General features: G+C 53.9%; 19 protein-coding genes. 11 read left to right on the plus strand and 8 right to left on the minus strand.

The window, feature by feature from the left end; genetic code table 11:
* Window positions 1-6 precede the first annotated feature (6 nt).
* On the plus strand, window positions 7-885 hold the full coding sequence (ppk2, locus tag ACHZBF_RS08055) for a polyphosphate kinase 2 (protein WP_029132437.1): 879 nt from the start codon (window positions 7-9) through the stop codon (window positions 883-885).
* A gap of 129 nt (window positions 886-1014) precedes the next feature.
* On the opposite strand, the gene ACHZBF_RS08060 is transcribed toward ppk2, so the two are convergent.
* Complete coding sequence (locus ACHZBF_RS08060; protein ID WP_321528147.1) at window positions 1015-1917, minus strand: DMT family transporter; 903 nt, start codon at window positions 1915-1917, stop codon at window positions 1015-1017.
* 202 nt (window positions 1918-2119) lie between these two features.
* Between ACHZBF_RS08060 and ACHZBF_RS08065 the strand changes: the two genes are divergently transcribed.
* Together ACHZBF_RS08065 and ACHZBF_RS08070 are read left to right on the plus strand one after the other, a co-directional pair.
* Complete coding sequence (locus ACHZBF_RS08065; protein ID WP_394707556.1) at window positions 2120-2311, plus strand: hypothetical protein; 192 nt, start codon at window positions 2120-2122, stop codon at window positions 2309-2311.
* 95 nt (window positions 2312-2406) lie between these two features.
* Window positions 2407-3081 (plus strand): hypothetical protein, encoded by a 675-nt coding sequence (locus ACHZBF_RS08070; protein ID WP_321528149.1) that lies wholly within the window; start codon window positions 2407-2409, stop codon window positions 3079-3081.
* A gap of 126 nt (window positions 3082-3207) precedes the next feature.
* Here the strand turns inward: ACHZBF_RS08070 and ACHZBF_RS08075 are convergent, their stop codons facing one another.
* Entirely contained in the window at window positions 3208-3891 is a 684-nt protein-coding gene (locus ACHZBF_RS08075; RefSeq protein ID WP_273437646.1) for a DUF3334 family protein, read from the minus strand.
* 93 nt (window positions 3892-3984) lie between these two features.
* On the opposite strand from ACHZBF_RS08075, the gene ACHZBF_RS08080 reads away from it, so the two are divergent.
* Window positions 3985-4848 (plus strand): HDOD domain-containing protein, encoded by an 864-nt coding sequence (locus ACHZBF_RS08080; protein ID WP_288106243.1) that lies wholly within the window; start codon window positions 3985-3987, stop codon window positions 4846-4848.
* A gap of 68 nt (window positions 4849-4916) precedes the next feature.
* Here the strand turns inward: ACHZBF_RS08080 and ACHZBF_RS08085 are convergent, their stop codons facing one another.
* From ACHZBF_RS08085 to glpK, 4 genes are all read right to left on the minus strand, one after another.
* The gene (locus ACHZBF_RS08085) at window positions 4917-5486 is read right to left on the minus strand and encodes a phosphoribosyltransferase (protein ID WP_029132441.1); all 570 of its coding nucleotides are present in this window, start codon (window positions 5484-5486) and stop codon (window positions 4917-4919) included.
* Between the two features lie 68 nt (window positions 5487-5554).
* On the minus strand, window positions 5555-6478 hold the full coding sequence (locus ACHZBF_RS08090) for a DMT family transporter (protein ID WP_029132442.1): 924 nt from the start codon (window positions 6476-6478) through the stop codon (window positions 5555-5557).
* Window positions 6479-6536: 58 nt separating this feature from the next.
* Window positions 6537-7286 (minus strand): alpha/beta fold hydrolase, encoded by a 750-nt coding sequence (locus ACHZBF_RS08095; protein WP_321528150.1) that lies wholly within the window; start codon window positions 7284-7286, stop codon window positions 6537-6539.
* A gap of 76 nt (window positions 7287-7362) precedes the next feature.
* Window positions 7363-8859, minus strand: coding sequence for a glycerol kinase GlpK (gene glpK, locus ACHZBF_RS08100; protein ID WP_321528151.1), 1497 nt, complete (start codon window positions 8857-8859; stop codon window positions 7363-7365).
* Between the two features lie 269 nt (window positions 8860-9128).
* On the opposite strand from glpK, the gene glpD reads away from it, so the two are divergent.
* Together glpD and galE are read left to right on the plus strand one after the other, a co-directional pair.
* On the plus strand, window positions 9129-10661 hold the full coding sequence (gene glpD, locus ACHZBF_RS08105; RefSeq protein ID WP_321528152.1) for a glycerol-3-phosphate dehydrogenase: 1533 nt from the start codon (window positions 9129-9131) through the stop codon (window positions 10659-10661).
* Window positions 10662-10761: 100 nt separating this feature from the next.
* Window positions 10762-11772: a UDP-glucose 4-epimerase GalE gene (gene galE / locus ACHZBF_RS08110; protein WP_321528153.1), complete on the plus strand. Its 1011-nt coding sequence runs from the start codon at window positions 10762-10764 to the stop codon at window positions 11770-11772.
* A gap of 11 nt (window positions 11773-11783) precedes the next feature.
* On the opposite strand, the gene ACHZBF_RS08115 is transcribed toward galE, so the two are convergent.
* The gene (locus ACHZBF_RS08115) at window positions 11784-11984 is read right to left on the minus strand and encodes a hypothetical protein (protein WP_273437633.1); all 201 of its coding nucleotides are present in this window, start codon (window positions 11982-11984) and stop codon (window positions 11784-11786) included.
* A 192-nt stretch (window positions 11985-12176) separates the two neighbouring features.
* On the opposite strand from ACHZBF_RS08115, the gene ACHZBF_RS08120 reads away from it, so the two are divergent.
* The 3 genes from ACHZBF_RS08120 to ACHZBF_RS08130 are packed head-to-tail and all read left to right on the plus strand — an operon-like array spanning window position 12177 to window position 14526.
* Entirely contained in the window at window positions 12177-12485 is a 309-nt protein-coding gene (locus ACHZBF_RS08120) for an HPr-rel-A system PqqD family peptide chaperone (protein ID WP_321528154.1), read from the plus strand.
* The gene (locus ACHZBF_RS08125; RefSeq protein WP_321528155.1) at window positions 12482-13405 is read left to right on the plus strand and encodes an HprK-related kinase A; all 924 of its coding nucleotides are present in this window, start codon (window positions 12482-12484) and stop codon (window positions 13403-13405) included. The genes ACHZBF_RS08120 and ACHZBF_RS08125 overlap by 4 nt, the downstream gene beginning before the upstream one ends.
* A 2-nt stretch (window positions 13406-13407) precedes the next feature.
* On the plus strand, window positions 13408-14526 hold the full coding sequence (locus tag ACHZBF_RS08130; RefSeq protein WP_321528156.1) for a nucleotidyltransferase domain-containing protein: 1119 nt from the start codon (window positions 13408-13410) through the stop codon (window positions 14524-14526).
* A 56-nt stretch (window positions 14527-14582) separates the two neighbouring features.
* On the opposite strand, the gene ACHZBF_RS08135 is transcribed toward ACHZBF_RS08130, so the two are convergent.
* On the minus strand, window positions 14583-15143 hold the full coding sequence (locus tag ACHZBF_RS08135; protein WP_321528157.1) for a hypothetical protein: 561 nt from the start codon (window positions 15141-15143) through the stop codon (window positions 14583-14585).
* A 1033-nt stretch (window positions 15144-16176) separates the two neighbouring features.
* Here ACHZBF_RS08135 and ACHZBF_RS08140 point away from each other — a divergent pair.
* Entirely contained in the window at window positions 16177-16893 is a 717-nt protein-coding gene (locus ACHZBF_RS08140) for an outer membrane lipoprotein-sorting protein (RefSeq protein WP_321528158.1), read from the plus strand.
* 38 nt (window positions 16894-16931) lie between these two features.
* Window positions 16932-18440 (plus strand): hypothetical protein, encoded by a 1509-nt coding sequence (locus ACHZBF_RS08145; protein WP_321528159.1) that lies wholly within the window; start codon window positions 16932-16934, stop codon window positions 18438-18440.
* Window positions 18441-18469 lie beyond the last annotated feature (29 nt).

Consider the following 18469-nt stretch of genomic DNA (forward strand, 5'->3'; position numbering starts at 1 on the left):
GCCCAAATGAGCAATAAAAAGCGTGCAAAAAACCGCGTTGGAAACGGTAAAGATAAGACCCCCTATGTCGAAGAGTCACTGGATGAAGTAGCCGATGCACCCATAAAGAAAATCAAGAATTCAGTATATGAAAAGGAGCTGTTCCGGCTACAGCTTGAGTTGGTTAAACTCCAGGCCTGGATAGCCAAAGAGAAGCTCAAGGTGGTGGTTATTTTTGAAGGCCGGGATGCGGCCGGAAAAGGCGGGGTGATCAAGCGGATTACCCAGCATCTCAACCCCCGCATCTGCAGAGTGGTGGCGCTGCCCGCGCCAACGGAAAGAGAAGCCACTCAATGGTATTTTCAGCGCTATGTCGGCCACCTGCCGGCCGGGGGAGAGATAGTGCTGTTTGATCGTAGTTGGTACAACCGAGCGGGTGTTGAGCGGGTGATGGGGTTCTGTGACAACGAGGAGTACAGTGAATTTCTCCGTTCCTGTCCCGAGTTTGAGCGTATGTTGGTGCGCTCGGGGATTATCCTGCTGAAATATTGGTTTTCAGTGTCGGATGAAGAGCAGGAGCGCCGTTTCCAGAGTCGTCTTGAGGAACCTCACAAGCGCTGGAAGCTGAGCCCGATGGATCTGGAGTCACGCGCCCGCTGGGTCGAATATTCCCGGGCCAAGGATATGATGTTTGCCCATACCGATATCAAACAGGCGCCCTGGTATGTGGTTAAGTCGGATGTCAAAAAACATGCCCGGCTCAACTGTATTGCTCATTTGTTGAGCAAGATACCCTACGAAGATCTGACGCCGAAGGAGATCGTTTTACCGAAGCGAAAGGATAGTCTGGGCTACGTGCGCCCACCGATGTCTGATCAGACATTTGTTCCTGAAATTTATCCCTGAGACAATCACATCAATACCGAGATGCGGAGACCCCGTGGGTTTATGGATTGTGAGTCATTGTGGCACAGGTCGCACCGTGACACGCCACGAATCCCGCACCAATGCAGCAAATATCATGGCAGATGTGCCCTATGGGCGGTTTTGTTTAAGAGGTCTGACCGGGTTGCGGATCACCAGATAGACTCCATAAGTCGTAAGACCGATACCCGCGATGCCCCAGACCGTAAGACGTTCATCGAACAGTACCCAGGCGAGCAGGGCCGTCACCGGAGGTGTCAGATAGAAATAGGCGGCAACCTTGGTCGCCTCACCCTCTCTGATCATCAGCATCAGCAACAGGATGGCACTGAGCGAAAGTCCGAAAACCAGCCATAGCAGCGCGGCGATAAACTGGGGCTGCCAGTCTATTTCACGGGTTTCGAACAGCAGTGCAAGCAGGCTCATGACGAGCGCATTGGCCAGATACTGATAAAAGGTGCCGGTCAAAAGGTCAATCTTGGCGCAGAAACGTTTTTGCAGCAGGGTGCCGACGGTGATCCCGAACAGCGCCGTTAGGGCGAACAGCAGGGAGACCGTATTGAACTGTAGTGCCAAGGCGCTGGTTTTTCCCAGCAGCAAAACCGCAGCAACTCCAAATATACCCAGCGTCAGACCGGTCATTTGTTTTCGGCTGATTTGATTACCCATCCAGAGCCAGGCGATCAAGGCGGTCAGAATCGGTTGCAGCCCCACTAGCAGGGAAGTCAAGCCGGCGGCCATACCGGCGTTGATGGCGGCAAAGACACCGCCGAGATAGGCTGCGTGGACCAGGGAGCCCACCAGCATGGAGTGCAGAGCCCCTTGCCACGAAGGCCATTTCGGGCGGTATACACGGATCAATATGAGGAATACCCCAAGGGTAATGTACATACGGATTGCGAGCACCGTGAATGGTTCCGCATAGGGCAGTGCGAATTTCGCCCCGATAAATCCGGTTGCCCATAACAAGACAAACAGTATAGGTATCCATCTCAGTAGTCGGGGTGAGGGCATAGCCGGGTCTCATGGCAGCAAACTTGAATATAAAGGGCTGGCTCTGCTGGTTACAGGGGCAGATCCGGTTGAAAATCAAGGTACAGATTGACAGGAATTTAGAATATTTGCATACCGGGTGTGTTGTACCTATTCTGATTACTCGTCAATTTCCCCGAGACAGAATACACCACAATATGCCTTTACCGGCATGTTATGTTGGATGATGCCGGCGGACGGCAGTTGTCACCGGCTGAACAGTATGACCATTATTGCGAATGACCTGTTGGGTGATTTTGGTCAGGGAAGAGGCCGGCCACGAACGGCCAGCTCCTGGTGCAAGGCTGTCAGGGAGAGGCTACTGCTCTGTTCGTCCCTGTCGAAACGCTGTATTCCGGTAGTGCATGAGTATTGATAAAAATATACTAAATATTCAAAAGTATATGTTATATAATTAAAGTTATTTGTAATTATAGTTAATACGAGTTCCGAATAAAAAGGGTTTAGCCGATGGCAAAAGAAGATGCGCGTATTCCTGCTGAAATCGGCTGTCTCGATACGGAGAATCTCCGAGTCACTCTGATTTCGACGGTTGGTGCGCACTGTGATGTGTGGCAAACGGCGGGTTACCACTTTGAGCGGGAAAAGAATCGTGCCTTCGATATGGTGATAAAACGCCATACCCTGAGCTGCAATTCCCTTGATGTAAAGATTTACCGGCGTGATTACGGGATGTTGAAAAAACAGCTGCACGATATTATTCCGGAAGCCATTTTTGTGCGTACCCGCATCGATGGCGAGGAGAATATGCTGGTCCTTGCGCAGGCGTTTACCCCCTGGTTCAATCTGGCCAACCCGGCGATTGCTGAGGATGCAATCCCGTTGATGGCGAAACTGCACAAGGCCAGGCTTCAGCTCGGCCTGTTTATCCAGACCGCCAAAGAGATTCGTACCAATCAACAAAAGGTTATCGATCTATATGGACTGGATAATCTGGTGCTGGACAGAAATAAGGAAGTCCGTTACCTGGACAGCTTTGAAGTGTTTTTTCACGAAGACCTGCTCTACATGATCGATGATCCCTGCGAGGATTTGCGTGAAAAAATAGATGTTTCAGTCAAGCGCCTCGCCTATCTGGAGTTCCTGCTGGCGAGTGCCAATGAGCTGGCAGCCACCCTTTCCTGACCAGATACCCGGCTTTAACCAAAAGGGGCGGAGTCAAGCCGGCGCAAAACAGCGGGGAAAAATCACTGGGCCAAGCGGCTCGACTCCAGCCCCGCTGTTTCGGGCTAGCGCGTCCAGCAAAATGTATCAGATGCCCAGTTCGTCAAGCAGACTGTCGGAATCGTTCTTATCGTCGCCGGTAACGGCCTGTGAGGCGGCCGCTCTCTTGTTAGCTTCCCCCTCCAGGATATCGTCAGGATCAAAATCTTCCTGCTGCTCAAATTCATGCAGCTGGATAAATTCGGTTTTATCCATGGCCAGCTCAAGATAAAAAATATTATTCCGTTGGGTGGTGAAGGTGACCCGCCGCGCCTGGGGACGGTCCAGATTGGTATTGATGGAGAGCAGCACCTCTTTATTGATGGTCAGCATTTTCGGCTGATTCTGATTGATCGGTGTCAGCAGTTGCTTGCCGACGTTGCTAATGAAATCACCGATCATCTGGTTCATTAGCTCTCCCAGGACGTTGCCCACTTCATCCGAAGTATGGCTGACCGCCAGCTCCTCACGGGGTATGCCCATGTTCGAGAGATAGGCCTGATACAGCTCGAGGGCCGCCGCCGCGGTGAAATTGATCACAACCAGTCCGGAAAAGCCTCCGTCAAAGAGCACGAAACAGCCGATATCCGGCTTTAGACAGGTGCGGTTGATCTTCTGGACCATGGCCGAGTAGTTGATCTCATTTTGTGTGGCCGTGGATAGTACGGATGTGACTGACTTGCAGAGCATGATCAGAATATCATCTGTGGTGACAATCTTTGTCTTCGCCATCGAGTAATGCCTCGTGTTTTTCTGTTTTTGTTATAGAGTAATAAGGGGGTTATCGACTATTATTCACACAACTTAACAACAATACTGCACTCTATGACACCACGGCAACTGATCCGCGAGGCAGGCGATCTCGTTTCCCTTCCAGAGGTTTGTGTTCGCATCAACCAGTTGGTCGATGATCCTACCAGCTCAGCACAGGAAATCGGGCAGGTGATCAGTCAGGATACTGCGCTGACTGCACGACTGCTTAAAATCGTTAATAGCGCTTTTTATGGCTTTCCCGGCCGCATCGACACCATTGCCAGGGCCATCACGATTATCGGGACCAAAGAGTTGCGTGATCTGGCGCTGATGACCGCTGCCTGCGGGATGTTTACTGGAATACCGCCCAATCTGATCAATATGGAGCGGTTCTGGCACAGTTCACTGGCCTGCGGTGTGCTGGCCAGACGACTGGCCAAGTCCTGTCAGGTATTGCATCCCGACCGGTTGTTTGTGATGGGCGTGCTGCATGATATCGGGCGTCTGGTGATGTTCCAGCAACGGCCGATTGAGTCAAGGGATATTCTGCTTATCAGTAAAGGACGTGATGATCTGATTGTCGCAGCGGAGCGGGAGGTGCTCGGATTTACCCACGGTGAAGTTGGTTTTGAGCTCGCTAGTGACTGGCAGTTGCCATCACCCATCAGCTCAGCAATTCGCTGGCACCATCTTCCTGAGCAGGCAACTGCTGATCCGATGGAGTGTTATCTTGTCTATATCGCCAATATCCTCGCCGATTCCCTGGTATGGGAGAGCGACCTGAAAGTGGAACTGGATCGGGTGCTGCCCAGTAGCTGGCAGATTACCGGACTTACTCCCATGCAGTGTGAAATGGCGGTTTCTGAAATCGGCAGTGAAATCCGCGAGCTGTATTCCATTCTGATGGGGCACGCCCAAACGGCCTCGGCCGGGTAGGCGTCTATCGTGCTTGAGCCTTTGCAGCCAGACCATGTTGCATTTGGCTGGCTCCGGAGATGCCTCGGCTATTTGATCAGGCCCTTGCTGCGAAACAGCTCTTCCATCTCCGGCTTGTTGGCCAGTATCTCGCTCTGCTCCAGTCCTTTCATCTCATGCGGGAACACCAGCCACTGGTCTGTTTCGTGGATATAGTAATCGGGCTTGAGTGATGTCTGGTTGTTACCCGGCTTGTACCAGGGTGTGGCGATGCGGATCTGCTCCGGCATGTTGCGCCGGGTTTTCGCCTTCAGGGAGTCAAGAATAGCCTGCAGACTCAATCCGGAGTCGAACACATCATCCACGATGAGCAGTGAGCTGTCCCAGTTCATATTGCGTATCAGATAGCCAAGGCCGTGCACCCGCACCTCCTTGCTGCGCTGCCCGATACCGGTATAGGAGGAGGTACGGATCGCGATGTGATCTGAATGCACATCAAAATAGTCCAGAATCTCCTGCACCGCGATGCCTACCGGGGTACCACCGCGCCAGACGCCGACAATGAAATCGGGCCTGAAGCCGCTCTGCAAAATCTCCAGCCCCAGACGGAATGAGTCGGTCAGCAACTGCTGGGCGGTAATGTAATATTTGTCATTCATATGGCGGTAGTCTGTTTCCCGGTTCAGGCCGGAACGCTATCTTTTTTGGCTCACCAAGGCAACCGCTTTCAAGTGGTTTTCCGGGGCTGTTGCTCTTCTTTCCCGGGTGGAGCAGGGGGCTTACCCAACTGTTGCAACGCATTGCCGGCAATAATCAGCAGGAGCCCGGCGCCGCTGGACCAGTGGATATCCTCGCCGACGATGAAGTGGATCAGAAACAGCGAGAGTATCGGAGAGAGAAAGATCAGATTCGCCACCTTGGCGGTGCTCTTGGTCAAACGCAGTGCCTTGAGCCAGAGCACAAAGGTGATGCCCATCTCGAACAGGCCCACGTAGGCTGCTCCGTAGAGACCCTTAATCGAGTCAAACCCGAAGCCGGCCGTGAGCCAGGTGATCAGGGCAATTACCGGAATGGCAAAGAGAAAATTCAGAAACAGCCCGACCACCGGTTCGATCCGGCTACGGGTGTTGAAAATCCAGAACAGTGACCAGATCAGGGTGCTCCCGAGGGCCAGCAGAACACCATAGCCATTGCTGAAGCGAAGCGTGAATGGTGCGCCGTGGGTGGCGATCACCAGAATACCGAAATAGCTGATGCCGATTGCCAGCAGATCGAGCCGGCGCAGATGCTGCTTGAGCAGTGGAACGGCCAGGATAGAGAGGGTGATGGCCCAGGTGTAGTTGAGTGGCTGAGCCTCCTGTGCCGGTAGCAGGTCATAGGCCTTGAACAGTACCCAGTAGTAAATACAGGGATTGAGCAGACCCAACGTGGCGCAAAGCAGCAGATCGCGGCGGGGTGTGCGCAAAAGGCGTTGCAGATGTCCCTGCCTGATCAACACCGCCAGCATCACCAGCAACGAGGCGATACTGGCATAGAACAGGAGTTGTATCGGCTCCAGATGACGTAAGGACAATTTGAAGGCGGTGGCTACCGTCGACCAGAGCAGCACGGCGCTGATTCCGTACAGGTAGGCTCTGGACTGATCGTTCACCTGTTCGGACTGCCGGCCAGGTGCCAGATGCTGAAGCGGGCGGCCGCAGCGGTGAGTCTCACAGCTGTTCCAGGCAGTTCAGGAGCAACCGCAGGTCTGCCGGTTCCGAAAGCCGGTGGTCACCCTGTTTGATCAGGGTGAGGGTGGCGTCTTTACTTTCCAGTTGCTCACAGGTTCTGCGACTGAAATCCCAGGGTACGTCCGGGTCCCGCATGCCGTGAAACATCCGCACCGGGCAGTGAATGGGGATGGGTTTGTCCAGCAGGAGGTGGTGGTCACCCTCTTCAATCAGCTGTCGGGTGATCGGATAGGGCCGCTGGTCATCATAGTCGCAGGGGATCAGCACGCAGCCTTCGCTGGTTAACTGCTGTTTTTGCACATCGGAAAATGTCGGCATCAGCAGTCGCCGGGTGAAATCGGTGGCGCAGGCGAGGGTGATCAACACATGCACACGCTGCGGCCGGGCGATGGTGGCCAGCAGTGAAAGCCAGCCGCCCATGCTGGAGCCGACGATGATCTGAGGTCCTTTGGTCAGCTCATCGATGACGCTCAGCGCATCATCGAGCCACTCACCGATGGTGCCGGTTTCGAAACGACCGCTGGACTGGCCATGCCCCGAATAGTCAAAACGGGTAAAGGCGCGCTGATGGGTTTTGCACCATTGTTCCAGCGTGACCGCCTTGGTGCCTGTCATGTCTGATTTGAAACCACCAAAGAACAGCACGCCGGGTCCCGTGCCTTCCGTTTTATGGTAGGCGATCCGCTTGCCGTTCGGCAGGTTGAGAAAACGGACTGTGCCGGTAGTCACCAAGGTTTATCCTGCGTCAGCGAAAAGAGGGATAATACCGCCCGGTCGCGCTATTGCAACTTTGAAAAGATCACGTCTATGTTGAAGGCGCGCTTCGTACCCGCCGAATCGCCTGGTGCCAGCCCTCCAACAGTGCTTCCCGGGTGTCGGCCCGCAGTGCCGGGGAAAATTCGGTGTCCAGTTGCCAGTTTTGTTCCAGATCCTGAAAAGAGTCGAACAGGCCGCACTGCAGTCCGGCGAGATAGGCGGCGCCGAGCGCCGTGGTTTCTGTCTGTACCGGACGCTGTACCGGCAGTTCCAGGATGTCGGCCAGGAACTGGCAAAGCCAACGGTTACTGACCATGCCTCCGTCGACCCGCAGCCGGGTCGGCGTCACGCCGTCATCCGCCATGGCCTGAAACAGGTCGTGAGTCTGATAGCAGACGGATTCAAGGGTGGCGCGGACGATCTCCTTGATCCCGGTTCCCCGGGTCAGCCCAAGCAAGGCACCCCGCGCATCGGCATCCCAATGGGGCGCGCCCAGTCCGGTAAAGGCGGGTACCAGATAGACCCCCTGGTTATGTTCCAGTGTGTTTGCAATGGCCTCGGTCTCCTCAGCCGTTTTGATCAATCCGAGTCCATCCCTTAACCATTGCACGGCCGCGCCGGCGACAAAGATGGAGCCCTCCAGGGCATAGCTGCTCTGCCCATTGAGTCGGTAGCCGATGGTGGTCAGCAGTTTGTTCTGTGAGGCCACTGCGGTCCCGCCGGTATTCATCAGGACAAAACAGCCGGTGCCGTAGGTGCTTTTGATCATGCCGGGCCGAAAACAGGCCTGGCCAAACGCTGCCGCCTGCTGATCACCCGCCATTCCTCCAATACTCAGTGGCTCGCCGAGCAGCGTAGGGCTGGTCTGGCCAAAATCGGCGGCACAGTCCGTGACCACGGGCAGGAGCGCGGCGGGTATATCAAACAGCGACAGCAGTTCTGTATCCCAGCAGTTGTTGTGGATATTGAACAGCAGGGTGCGTGCGGCGTTGGTCGCGTCTGTTGCATGGGTTTTGCCGCCGGTCAGGCGCCACAACAGAAAACTGTCGATGGTACCGAAGGCGAGATCGCCCGCTTCGGCGCGGTGGCGGGCGTCGGGGACCTGGTCGAGAATCCAGGCGATTTTAGTGGCGGAGAAATAGGGGTCAAGCAGCAGACCGGTCTTATCCATTACTGTCGGCTCGTGACCTGTCCGCTTGAGTGTATCGCAATAGCCCGCGGTGCGGCGATCCTGCCAGACAATGGCGTTGTAAATCGGCTTGCCGTTATGGCGGTCCCAGATCACAGCGGTCTCACGCTGGTTAGTGATGCCAATTGCAGCTATCTGCCGGTTCATACGCCTACTGGCGGCAACGGCATCCCGCACTACCGAGAGGGTGGTTGACCAGATCTCTTCCGGGTCATGTTCAACCCAGCCGGGGTGTGGGAAGATCTGTTTGAATTCCAGTTGGGCGATGAACGCACAGCGTCCATCCTTTTCAAACAGGACTGCCCTGGAACTGGTGGTGCCCTGGTCGATACTGAGTATCAGCGGTGTGTCTGGCATGAGTTGTTGGTGACTCCGTTTAAAGGCTTTTCCGGTTACTCTCGAAGCTCAGCTAGGCTCGAATACCTGGCGATTCGCCCGGTAGGAGCGGCGCCGCCGCCGCGAAATCGGCCCGGGGCGGGCCTCCTACAGATCAAACCCACGCCGACGGCCATCCGTATCGGTAGGAGAAGTGGCAAATTTTTTTCTGGCTATGCCTGAGTGAAATGAGTATCAGGAAGGCATTTGCAAAGTATAGCCCGGGTCATGGGGCGAGGGACCAGCCAGCAATGAATCATGAGAAGATCAGCATGCCGGATCATGAAACAGCCTGCCCAGAATTCGATCTCCTGGTGATTGGGGGTGGTATCAATGGCGTGGGCGTGGCCCGGGATGCCGCGGGCAGGGGGTTGAAGGTCTGTCTTTGCGAAAAAGATGACCTGGCCCGGCACACTTCATCTGCCAGCACCAAACTGATCCACGGCGGTCTGCGTTATCTGGAACAGTATGATTTCAGGCTGGTCCATCATGCCCTTCGGGAGCGTGAGGTGCTGCTGCGTAACGCACCCCACATCATTCACCCCATACGCTTTGTTCTACCTCACAATGAGTCGCTACGCCCGATATGGATGATCCGTCTGGGGCTGTTTCTTTACGATCATCTGGGAGGGCGCAGGCAGCTACCGGGATCACGACGTGTCATGCTTGAACAGCATGTCGCCGGCCGGGCGTTGAAGGAGGTCTACCGTACCGGCTTTGAGTATTCCGACTGCTGGGTACAGGATGCGCGGCTGGTGGTGCTGAATGCCATGGATGCAGCGGCGCGGGGGGCAGAGGTTTTGACCCATACCCGCTGTGTTGCCCTGTCCCGTGGACCCACACACTGGAAGGCAACCTTGCGCAATGAGCGGGACGGATCGAGCCGTACGCTCACGGCGAGGGCGGTGGTCAATGCGGCCGGTCCGTGGGTTGAGCAAGTGCTGGAATCCGGTGTCACTACCGAGCATGTCCGGGGGATTCGGTTTGTAAAGGGAAGCCATATCGTGGTGCCGCGGCTGTTCGAACATGATTACGCCTATATCTTTCAGCACCGGGATGGGCGGGTGCTGTTTGCCATCCCGTTTGAAGGCGAGTTCACCCTGTTGGGTACAACAGATATTGAACTGGATACGCTACCGGAGAAAAACCGGATTACGCCGGAAGAGGTGGCATATATCTGCCAGGCCGTCAGTGAGTATTTTATGCGGCCGGTGCAACCGTCGGATGTAGTCTGGAGTTTCAGCGGTGTACGGCCCCTGTATGATGATGCCGCCAGCGATGCCTCCCGGGTGACGCGGGACTACAATCTGCACCTGGACTGCGACCAGGCGCCGATTCTGTCGATATATGGTGGCAAAATCACCACCTATCGGCGGCTGGCGGAGGAGGTGCTGGATCTGCTGTCTGACTCTCTGGAGATTCGGGGCACGGCCTGGACGGAGACAAGCCAGCTTCCGGGTGGTGATATACCCGATGCCGACTTTGATCGTTTCCTGGTTGGCTGCACGGCAGCCTATCCCTGGCTTTCTCCCACACAGTTGCGGACCTATGCGGGCCTCTACGGCACCCGTATTCATCAGTTACTTGCCGGCTGTGATGCCGAAGAGGAGCTGGGTCTGCATTTTGGCGGTGGACTGTTTGAGCGGGAAGTACGCTATCTGATTACTCAAGAATATGCCGAAAGTGCCGAGGACATTGTCTGGCGCCGCACCAAGCGGGGTCTGCGAATGTCATCCGAGGATATTGCACGGCTGGATAGGTGGCTGCTTGAGCGGAGGGAGTAAGCCGTGTCGCACAGAGACACCCGAAGCGGGGGATAAGCGGCCGTTCATTCACCCTGCAGAATATGGTTTCATCAATGGACAGCACAGATAGGAATAGTCAATGAAAATACTGGTTACCGGCGGTGCGGGATATATCGGATCCCATACCTGTGTGGAGTTGCTGAAAGCAGACCATGAAGTTGTCGTTATCGATAACCTCTGTAACAGCAGCAGGATTTCACTCGACCGGGTGGCGACCATAAGCGGCAGGCAGGTGGCTTTTATCGAAGGGGACATACGTAACCGGGATACCCTCAGACAGATATTTGCCCGGCACGAGATTGATGCCGTGATCCATTTTGCCGGCCTGAAGGCCGTGGGTGAGTCCGTTGAGCTGCCACTGGCCTATTATCAGAACAATATCACCGGCACCCTGACGCTCCTGGAGTCGATGGCGGAGGCAGGCATCAAGCGCCTGGTATTCAGTTCCTCTGCGACTGTCTATGGTGATCCCGACTCCCTGCCGATCACCGAGGATTTTGCCCTGTCAGCCTCCAATCCCTACGGCCGGTCAAAGCTCATTATTGAGGAGATATTGCGGGATCTCCACGCCGCAGATGACGGCTGGGATATTTCCATCCTGCGTTATTTCAATCCGGTGGGTGCGCACGAAAGCGGCCTGATTGGGGAGGACCCTGCCGGCATACCGAACAACCTGATGCCCTATATTTCACAAGTTGCTTCGGGGCGGCTGGAGCGGCTGTCAGTATATGGTGATGATTACCCGACAGCGGATGGCACCGGGGTCAGGGACTATATCCATGTGGTTGATCTGGCCAAGGGGCACTTGGCGGCGCTGACTAAACTGGCGGAGAACCCCGGTGTGATTACCCATAACCTGGGTACCGGCCGTGGTTATTCGGTGCTGGAGATGGTGCAGGCGTTTGAACAGGTGAGTGGCCGTGAGGTGCCATACCGGATTGTTGATCGCCGGGCTGGTGATATCGCCGCCTGTTATGCGGACCCTGCCCGGGCATCTATAGAACTCGGCTGGCGCGCAGAGCGAGGGCTGGAGCAGATGTGCCAGGACACCTGGCGATGGCAGTGTGCCAATCCCCATGGTTACCGGTGATGGCGGATCTGTTAGTGGCTTTGCCGGGACAGGTACTCCAGTTTAAAAAAGCAGGCGATAATGATGGAGGCGATGCCGATCATCAATAGACTTTGAGCGCTGTAGCCAGATAAATAGTAAGCACCGGAAAGACGGACCAGGCCTGCTGTCAGGCAGGTCAGAATGCCGATTATCCCGAGGGCAGTACCAAGGCGGGCCAAAAGTGTGTTCATTGCATAATCCCCCTGATGATCGCGTGGCCAGACTGGCATGGGCTGTTTCAGAAAACGATTGTTACTTTTAAGTCAATTTGTGTTCATTCGCAGCTTTATAAACGTTATCCTACCGTAGCGGATCGGGTGGGAACCAGCTAATTGACTGAAATCACCGAAAACACACTACAGAAATCAGCGCAATGAGTGGGTATGGAAACAACCGAAAAGACGGAAAGGAGATGGTTTGCGAATGGGTCGGAGCAGTTCTGCTGGGGCAACTGGCCGGGTGAAGAGGAGTCGGTGCTGTTTCACCAGGGGTCCGGTGATACGCTGATGCTGAATCCGCTGGGGGAGTTTCTGCTTAAACGGCTGCAGATTGAACAGCTGACACATCCCGAACTGGCGGCATTCGCCTCTGACTATTTTGAGATTGACAACGACAATGAACTGGCTGAAGCCGTCATGGCCTCTCTGCGTACCTTCCGGTCGTTAGGCCTGGTAATTTCAGACACGCTGTGAAAATAATTGATCTCAGCCACCGTGAAATGGCTCGTCGGTTGCGCGGAAACGGGCTTCCAATAAAGATTGGTCCCTTCTGGATAAGTCTGCGCTCGGTTATTCCCGATCTGCTGCGTCACATCGCCTTTTTTTACGCTCAGTATGAGACCGCAGAATCCGAACGATTTTTTGATTTCCACATCACGCTGAAAAATTCAGGTGGTCTGAGACGCTGGGTAAAGCCTCAGGCCAATTTTCTGTTGGATGAATATGCTCCGTTCAAGCCGTTGCCCTACGTTCATGCCTTTGCCATGTTCGAGTGGGGACTCAATTGGTGTATTGCCACCACGGCGCATCACTATCTGATCGTGCATGCCGCGGTGCTTGAGAAAGACGGGCAGGGCATAATCATGCCGGGTGTACCCGGCTCAGGAAAAAGCACCCTTTGCGCGGCCATGAGTCTGCGGGGGTGGCGATTGTTGTCGGATGAGATGGCGTTGCTGGATCCTGTCTCCCGTGCCATTACTCCTGTACCGAGACCCGTCAGCCTGAAAAATGACTCGATAGGCGTAATCCGGCGCTTTTCTGCGGGGGCTGAACTGGGGCCTGCGGCAAAAGACACGGCCAAAGGAACCGTGGCACATCTCAGGCCATCGCTATTGAGCATTCAAAATGCATCCATAACCTGCCTGCCCCACGCGATTATTTTCCCAAAATACGAGGCAGGAAGCGATACCAACCTGGTAAAAAAGGCAAAAAACAGAGCGTTAATGGAGATTCAGGAGAATGCATTTAATAGCCATATCCTGGGCAAGGAAGGGTTTGACGCAGCAAAGTCACTGGTCAACAGTTGCCCAAACTACTCGCTTCAGTATTCGAGTCTGGAAGAGGCCCTGGTAACCATAGAGCGCATTCTTGAGGATGCGGAGGTCACCACCTGATCATGAATGCACCGCTCGTCCTGCAAGTCCTCAAATCACCAGAAGCCGTGGCCGGATTCACGGCGACAGAGTGGGATCTTCTGGTTCGACAGGCGAAGGCGGCCAATCTGCTGGCCCATCTTCATGTGGTATTCATGGACCGGGGACTGGATAAGGCGATACCAGAAAGGCCGGGGTTGCATTTCAAGGCCGCACACAAGATTGCCCGGCGAAGTGTGCTGGCGGTCCGCTGGGAAGTATCGCAACTGCAAGAGGCCCTGCACAGCTTGGCTATCCCCATTGTTTTGCTCAAGGGTGCTGCCTATGTCATGGCTGAGCTGCCGATCAGCCGCGGTCGTCTGTTTCATGATATCGATATTCTGGTACCCGGATCGGCCCTCGAGGATGTTGAAAAACGGCTGATGGGTTGGGGGTGGCGTACCACCCATGCCAGTGCATACGATCAGCGCTACTACCGTACCTGGATGCATGAGATCCCCCCGATGAAGCAGATCAGGCGCCAGACGGTGCTGGATATTCACCACTCCATCCTGCCCCTGACAGCAAGGCTGAAACCTGATCCGAAAAAACTGCTGTCACAGGCTGTGAACATTGAGGGAGAGGGTGATCTCTATTGGCTGTGTGATGTGGATATGATCCTGCACAGCGCCACGCACTTGTTTCATGATGGTGAACTGGAGCACGGGCTGCGGGACCTGGTGGATATCGCCGAACTGTTGCGGCACTTTGCGACGCGTGACGGTTTCTGGCAAGCGCTTTGTGATCGGGCCGAAGAGATGGATCTGGTGCGTCCGCTGGTTTATGGGCTACGTTATGTAGACATTCTGCTGGGTGTGGTGGTGCCGGATCAAGCGAAGGCGTGGATGCGTGAGCGAATGCCGGGGCGTCTACTGGTATCTGTAATGGATGGTCTGTTTCTGCGAGCCCTGCAGCCGGATCACGCAAGCTGCAACAGGTGGGGAACCGGCTTGGCGCGATGGATGCTCTTTGTGAGATCCCATTATCTGCGTATGCCGCTGAAACTGCTGATCCCACATCTGCTCAGGAAGGCGTTTACCGGTGACGAAGAGTGGGCAGTGCCAAAGGAAGTACAGCGATTTATCGCCAATAACGACCCTTGACACCGGGCTTTTGGCTGGTTTGTTTACCGCTCATGCAGTTGTTGCGTGGAACGGCCTCAGGTCCAGGTGCTGTTCAAAAATGCCTTGAAATCGGTGATCTGCCCGCCGAGCGTCGGGTCTGCCCAGAGCATTTTTACCTGGCTCTCACTCAGAACATAATTTGGGTCGGTCAGTGCGTTAAGTAATGCAGCAATGATGTGGAATTCGTCACTACCTGGTTCGGTGCAGAGTAGTTCATGCATTGAACGCCCCTGGGGGTCCTGGGGGCCAGTGGTGAAATAACTGTTGAACAGCGCGCCGTCTGTACAAACCCAGATCGCAGAAGGGCCATTTCCGGAAATACAGTCATTACAGGAGTTGGGAACTGTATTGTCTGGTTTGAATCCCGCTGAAATTGGCCAGGCTTCAGGATGCTCCTTCCAGTAACCCGGGCTTAGCCCAAGATTACACTCACCACGATTGGGATCGGACATATTGCCGGAGAGCATATTGGAGAGACAACCGACACCAAACACTGGGCGTGACACTACCGACATCAGTACGGGAGAGGCAAGCAGGCCGGTTTTGGTAAATTGTCTCCGACTCGATGAGATGCCTTCCTCGGTCGGGCTGTTCAACTTTGAATCCTTGTTTAACTCTCGATTCTTCGACATTACTTGTCACTCTGTAGGTTATCTGAACTTGAAATCCAGCTTTATCTCAAGTCTGTTCCTGAGCCGGCAACAGAATTGTTCCCTGTCTTAAAAATAAAGTAGCAGTTATTCCCTTGCTGGAAAACCCCCGCTGGTTTTAGTGTAAAGATATCCGATAGTATGAAACAACACATTCAGGTCTTAACTCGATCTGATATAGGCTTTACCCACATAACGCATAACTATCACCTTGAAAACAGCTGGTTAACGATCTTATGCAAGCTGCCGTAGGGTTAGGTTATCGACACTGTTTATCGCACTGCAATAAGGTATCCAAGCCGAATCCATGGCCCGTTTCCGGTCACCATGGGATAACCTGATTAACTACTATATCAATTAGCAAGTATCAAGCCATTAGACTAATAACAATTACAATCAATGGGTTATCTGACCTATTGTGCGGAAGCGGGCGCCCTGTGTAAAAAAAACCGACAGGTGTTTGTTGGTCAGTAGTGGATTTGCATGTTTCGGGAGGCGATTTTGATTTGAAAATTGAGTGGAGAATATCCCGCATCTGAAATTAATAACCGTACTCCAAACCATGACGAAGGTATCGGCTATTGTTGTTCGGACAGGGTTCTGTATTCGTGCGGATGTCCGCCTTGTCCGTTGTCGATATGCGATATCTATCTCATCGCTGCAGTGTTTATATCCACATAATCAGCGGGATACCCCATTTTGAATGGAGTATGACTAGCTCAAATAATACCTATGGGAGTGCTGATCGAGGAGACTGCCCGCAATAGTTAATGTTTTTACAAATTAACTTGCAATATATTCAAGTAGTTATATCATATTTCAAATATGAATTATTAAGATAATTGGCCTGTTTTGTTAAGGCAGAAGCATATTCATGATCGCAAATTGCACAGTCAGACAGATAGTTGCTGGATTATTGCTGGTTTTGCCTATGGTCGTTCTTGGGGGCGAGCCCCCAAGTAATCCCGAGGGAGTAGCCTTGGCCCAAGCGGTTTATGATCGGCCAAATGGTGATGACTTCAGTGCGCTGGTTGTGATGCGGCTTCAGGGTAAGGAGAGTCGACCAAGGCAGCGGGTGCTCTACAGCTATGCGAAAGAGAAAGGTGCCGGAGAGCGCTGGACCCTGATGCGATTTATCCAGCCGGACGATATCAGCGGCACCGGATTGCTCACTCAGGACCACCCGGGAGATGAGAGCGATCAGTGGCTTTATCTGCCGGCACTGAATAAGGTCAGGCGGATTTCATCATCAAGAAAGGGTGGACGCTTTGTCGGGTCAGACTTTTTTTATGAGGATCTTCTCGACCGGGAAGTCGAGATGGATTATCACTACCTTCAGGGAGAAGGTTCGGTCGGCAAAGTGCCGTGCGAGATACTGGTCAGTATACCCAGGGATCCAAAAAACTCGGTCTATTCAAAACGAGTTAGCTGTATCTATCGCAAAATTCTTGTTCCGTTGAAAGTAGAACTGTTCGAGAAGGGAAAAGACAAACCGAGCAAGATGCTCACTGCCAGAAGAATTAAAAAAATACAGGGCTACTGGTCGATTCTGGAGAGCACCATGTTTGACCTGGAATCGGGGCACCGTACCCAATTACTGACGGAAAAGATCAAATACAACCAGGGACTACCCGACAGGCTCTTTTCCAGACGTGATCTTACTGATGATAGTAATGAAAAGGCATTCCGCCCCTGATCTGGAATACGATTCATAAATATAGGGAATATAGCCACATGGCAAACTTCAGAAATCAATTCGACCGCACTGCCCCATTGCTATGGCTTTGTGTTGCGCTGTTTCCAATATCTGCACTGACCGCGGATGAAGAGGTGTTGATTATTGAAGATGAACTGGTTATCGATGAAGGAACGCCTGCGACCCCGGCGGGGGAGTTACTGATCATTGACGATCAAGATAATCAGGAACTATTGATTGAGGAGGGGAGTGGAAGCGCTGACAAATCTGAACCCGGGCAGGAGATTCTGATTGAGACAAACGAGCAACCGAGTGTCGAAGTGGGTGACAGGGCAGTAGCGGAAAGCAGCAATTTCTCCCTGAAACTGGACGAATTGTGGGGCGAGTATGGCGTGTTTACCCATTCAGCTTCAGACGCCAACGGGTTGGGCTATCTGCATGGGCAGGCCACAGCGCTCTGGACGCCTTCCAGTCATTGGGATCTGCGGGCGTCCGTCCGCCTGGATGGCTACTCACAGCATGGCAACCGTGACTGGGATCATGCCGATCTCGACTATGATGAGACCTTCATCCGTTATCGCTCGGATAATTTCAGACTAACCGCTGGAGCACAGAAGATTGTCTGGGGACGGATTGATGAATTCCCCCCCACGGACCGACTGAGCACTCATGACCTTTCCCGCTATATCATGGATGATCTTGCCGATCGTCGTCGGGCATCGGCAGCGATCCGTTATGAACACTTCTTTGGCGAGAAGAAGCTGGATGTGGTTTTTCTGCCCTGGTTCAGGGAGGCTGAACTGCCGGGGGCCTCAAGCGTCTGGTTCCCGGTCAACCGACAATCCGGCCAGATTCTTGGTTTAAACTCAACGCCGGCTAGCGTGGCGCTGATCAAGAGTGCTCCGGTGGATGTCGATGCATCCAATTCGGATGGTGGTTTTGGCATCCGCTATAGCGGAACAGGTGAGGGGATGGATTACGCCCTGACGGTGCAGAAAGTCAGGCAGTCCCTGCCTTACTTCAACTACAACAGCACGCGTGGCGTGCTTGAGGCGAAATATCCGCGCAGCTGGGTGCTGGGTGGAGATGTCGGTGTAGAGGCGATGGGGGCAATCTGGCGGTTTGAGGCCGGTTGGATGAGTGATGCGCCCGTCACCCGTATTGACGGATCATACGCTACGGTTAATAGCCTGAACTGGGGAGCCGGCGTGGAGTTTTTTCCGGGCGATGGGGATGCCCGGGTGAACCTGCAGTTGACAGGCATTAATCATGATGATGCTCCGGCTGTTATAGATAGAACGGAGATCTATCTGTTCGGTGGCTCTTTTGAAGTTCCCTTTGCCCAGGACCAGTGGCGGCTGAAGGGGCGGTTCTACAAGGGGCTGGATACCCATGACCTCTATCTTAATCCCGAACTTGCCTATACCGGCTGGGAATCCCAGGAGGTTTACCTGGAAGCACATTATTTTGAGGGTGCGGCAGGAACGCCTGGCGCATTTCATCAGGATAATTCGATCCTGGCTGTCGGGTGGCGGGCAAAGTTCTGATACCTATCAAGCTGGCGGGCAGAGACTCG

The sequence above is a fragment of the Sedimenticola selenatireducens genome (genome assembly GCF_963675335.2).
GTDB classification, from domain to species: Bacteria; Pseudomonadota; Gammaproteobacteria; order Chromatiales; family Chromatiaceae; genus Sedimenticola; species Sedimenticola selenatireducens.

Coding starts and splice junctions, on each gene's coding strand:
- ACHZBF_RS08060 (WP_321528147.1), bottom strand. CDS start 1,917: ATGCCCTCACCCCGACTACTGAGATGGATACCTATACTGTTTGTCTTG.
- ACHZBF_RS08075 (WP_273437646.1), bottom strand. CDS start 3,891: ATGGCGAAGACAAAGATTGTCACCACAGATGATATTCTGATCATGCTC.
- ppk2 (WP_029132437.1), top strand. CDS start 7: ATGAGCAATAAAAAGCGTGCAAAAAACCGCGTTGGAAACGGTAAAGAT.
- ACHZBF_RS08070 (WP_321528149.1), top strand. CDS start 2,407: ATGGCAAAAGAAGATGCGCGTATTCCTGCTGAAATCGGCTGTCTCGAT.
- ACHZBF_RS08130 (WP_321528156.1), top strand. CDS start 13,408: ATGAATGCACCGCTCGTCCTGCAAGTCCTCAAATCACCAGAAGCCGTG.
- glpD (WP_321528152.1), top strand. CDS start 9,129: ATGAATCATGAGAAGATCAGCATGCCGGATCATGAAACAGCCTGCCCA.
- ACHZBF_RS08065 (WP_394707556.1), top strand. CDS start 2,120: ATGATGCCGGCGGACGGCAGTTGTCACCGGCTGAACAGTATGACCATT.
- ACHZBF_RS08080 (WP_288106243.1), top strand. CDS start 3,985: ATGACACCACGGCAACTGATCCGCGAGGCAGGCGATCTCGTTTCCCTT.
- ACHZBF_RS08145 (WP_321528159.1), top strand. CDS start 16,932: ATGGCAAACTTCAGAAATCAATTCGACCGCACTGCCCCATTGCTATGG.
- ACHZBF_RS08115 (WP_273437633.1), bottom strand. CDS start 11,984: ATGAACACACTTTTGGCCCGCCTTGGTACTGCCCTCGGGATAATCGGC.
- glpK (WP_321528151.1), bottom strand. CDS start 8,859: ATGCCAGACACACCGCTGATACTCAGTATCGACCAGGGCACCACCAGT.
- galE (WP_321528153.1), top strand. CDS start 10,762: ATGAAAATACTGGTTACCGGCGGTGCGGGATATATCGGATCCCATACC.
- ACHZBF_RS08085 (WP_029132441.1), bottom strand. CDS start 5,486: ATGAATGACAAATATTACATTACCGCCCAGCAGTTGCTGACCGACTCA.
- ACHZBF_RS08120 (WP_321528154.1), top strand. CDS start 12,177: ATGGAAACAACCGAAAAGACGGAAAGGAGATGGTTTGCGAATGGGTCG.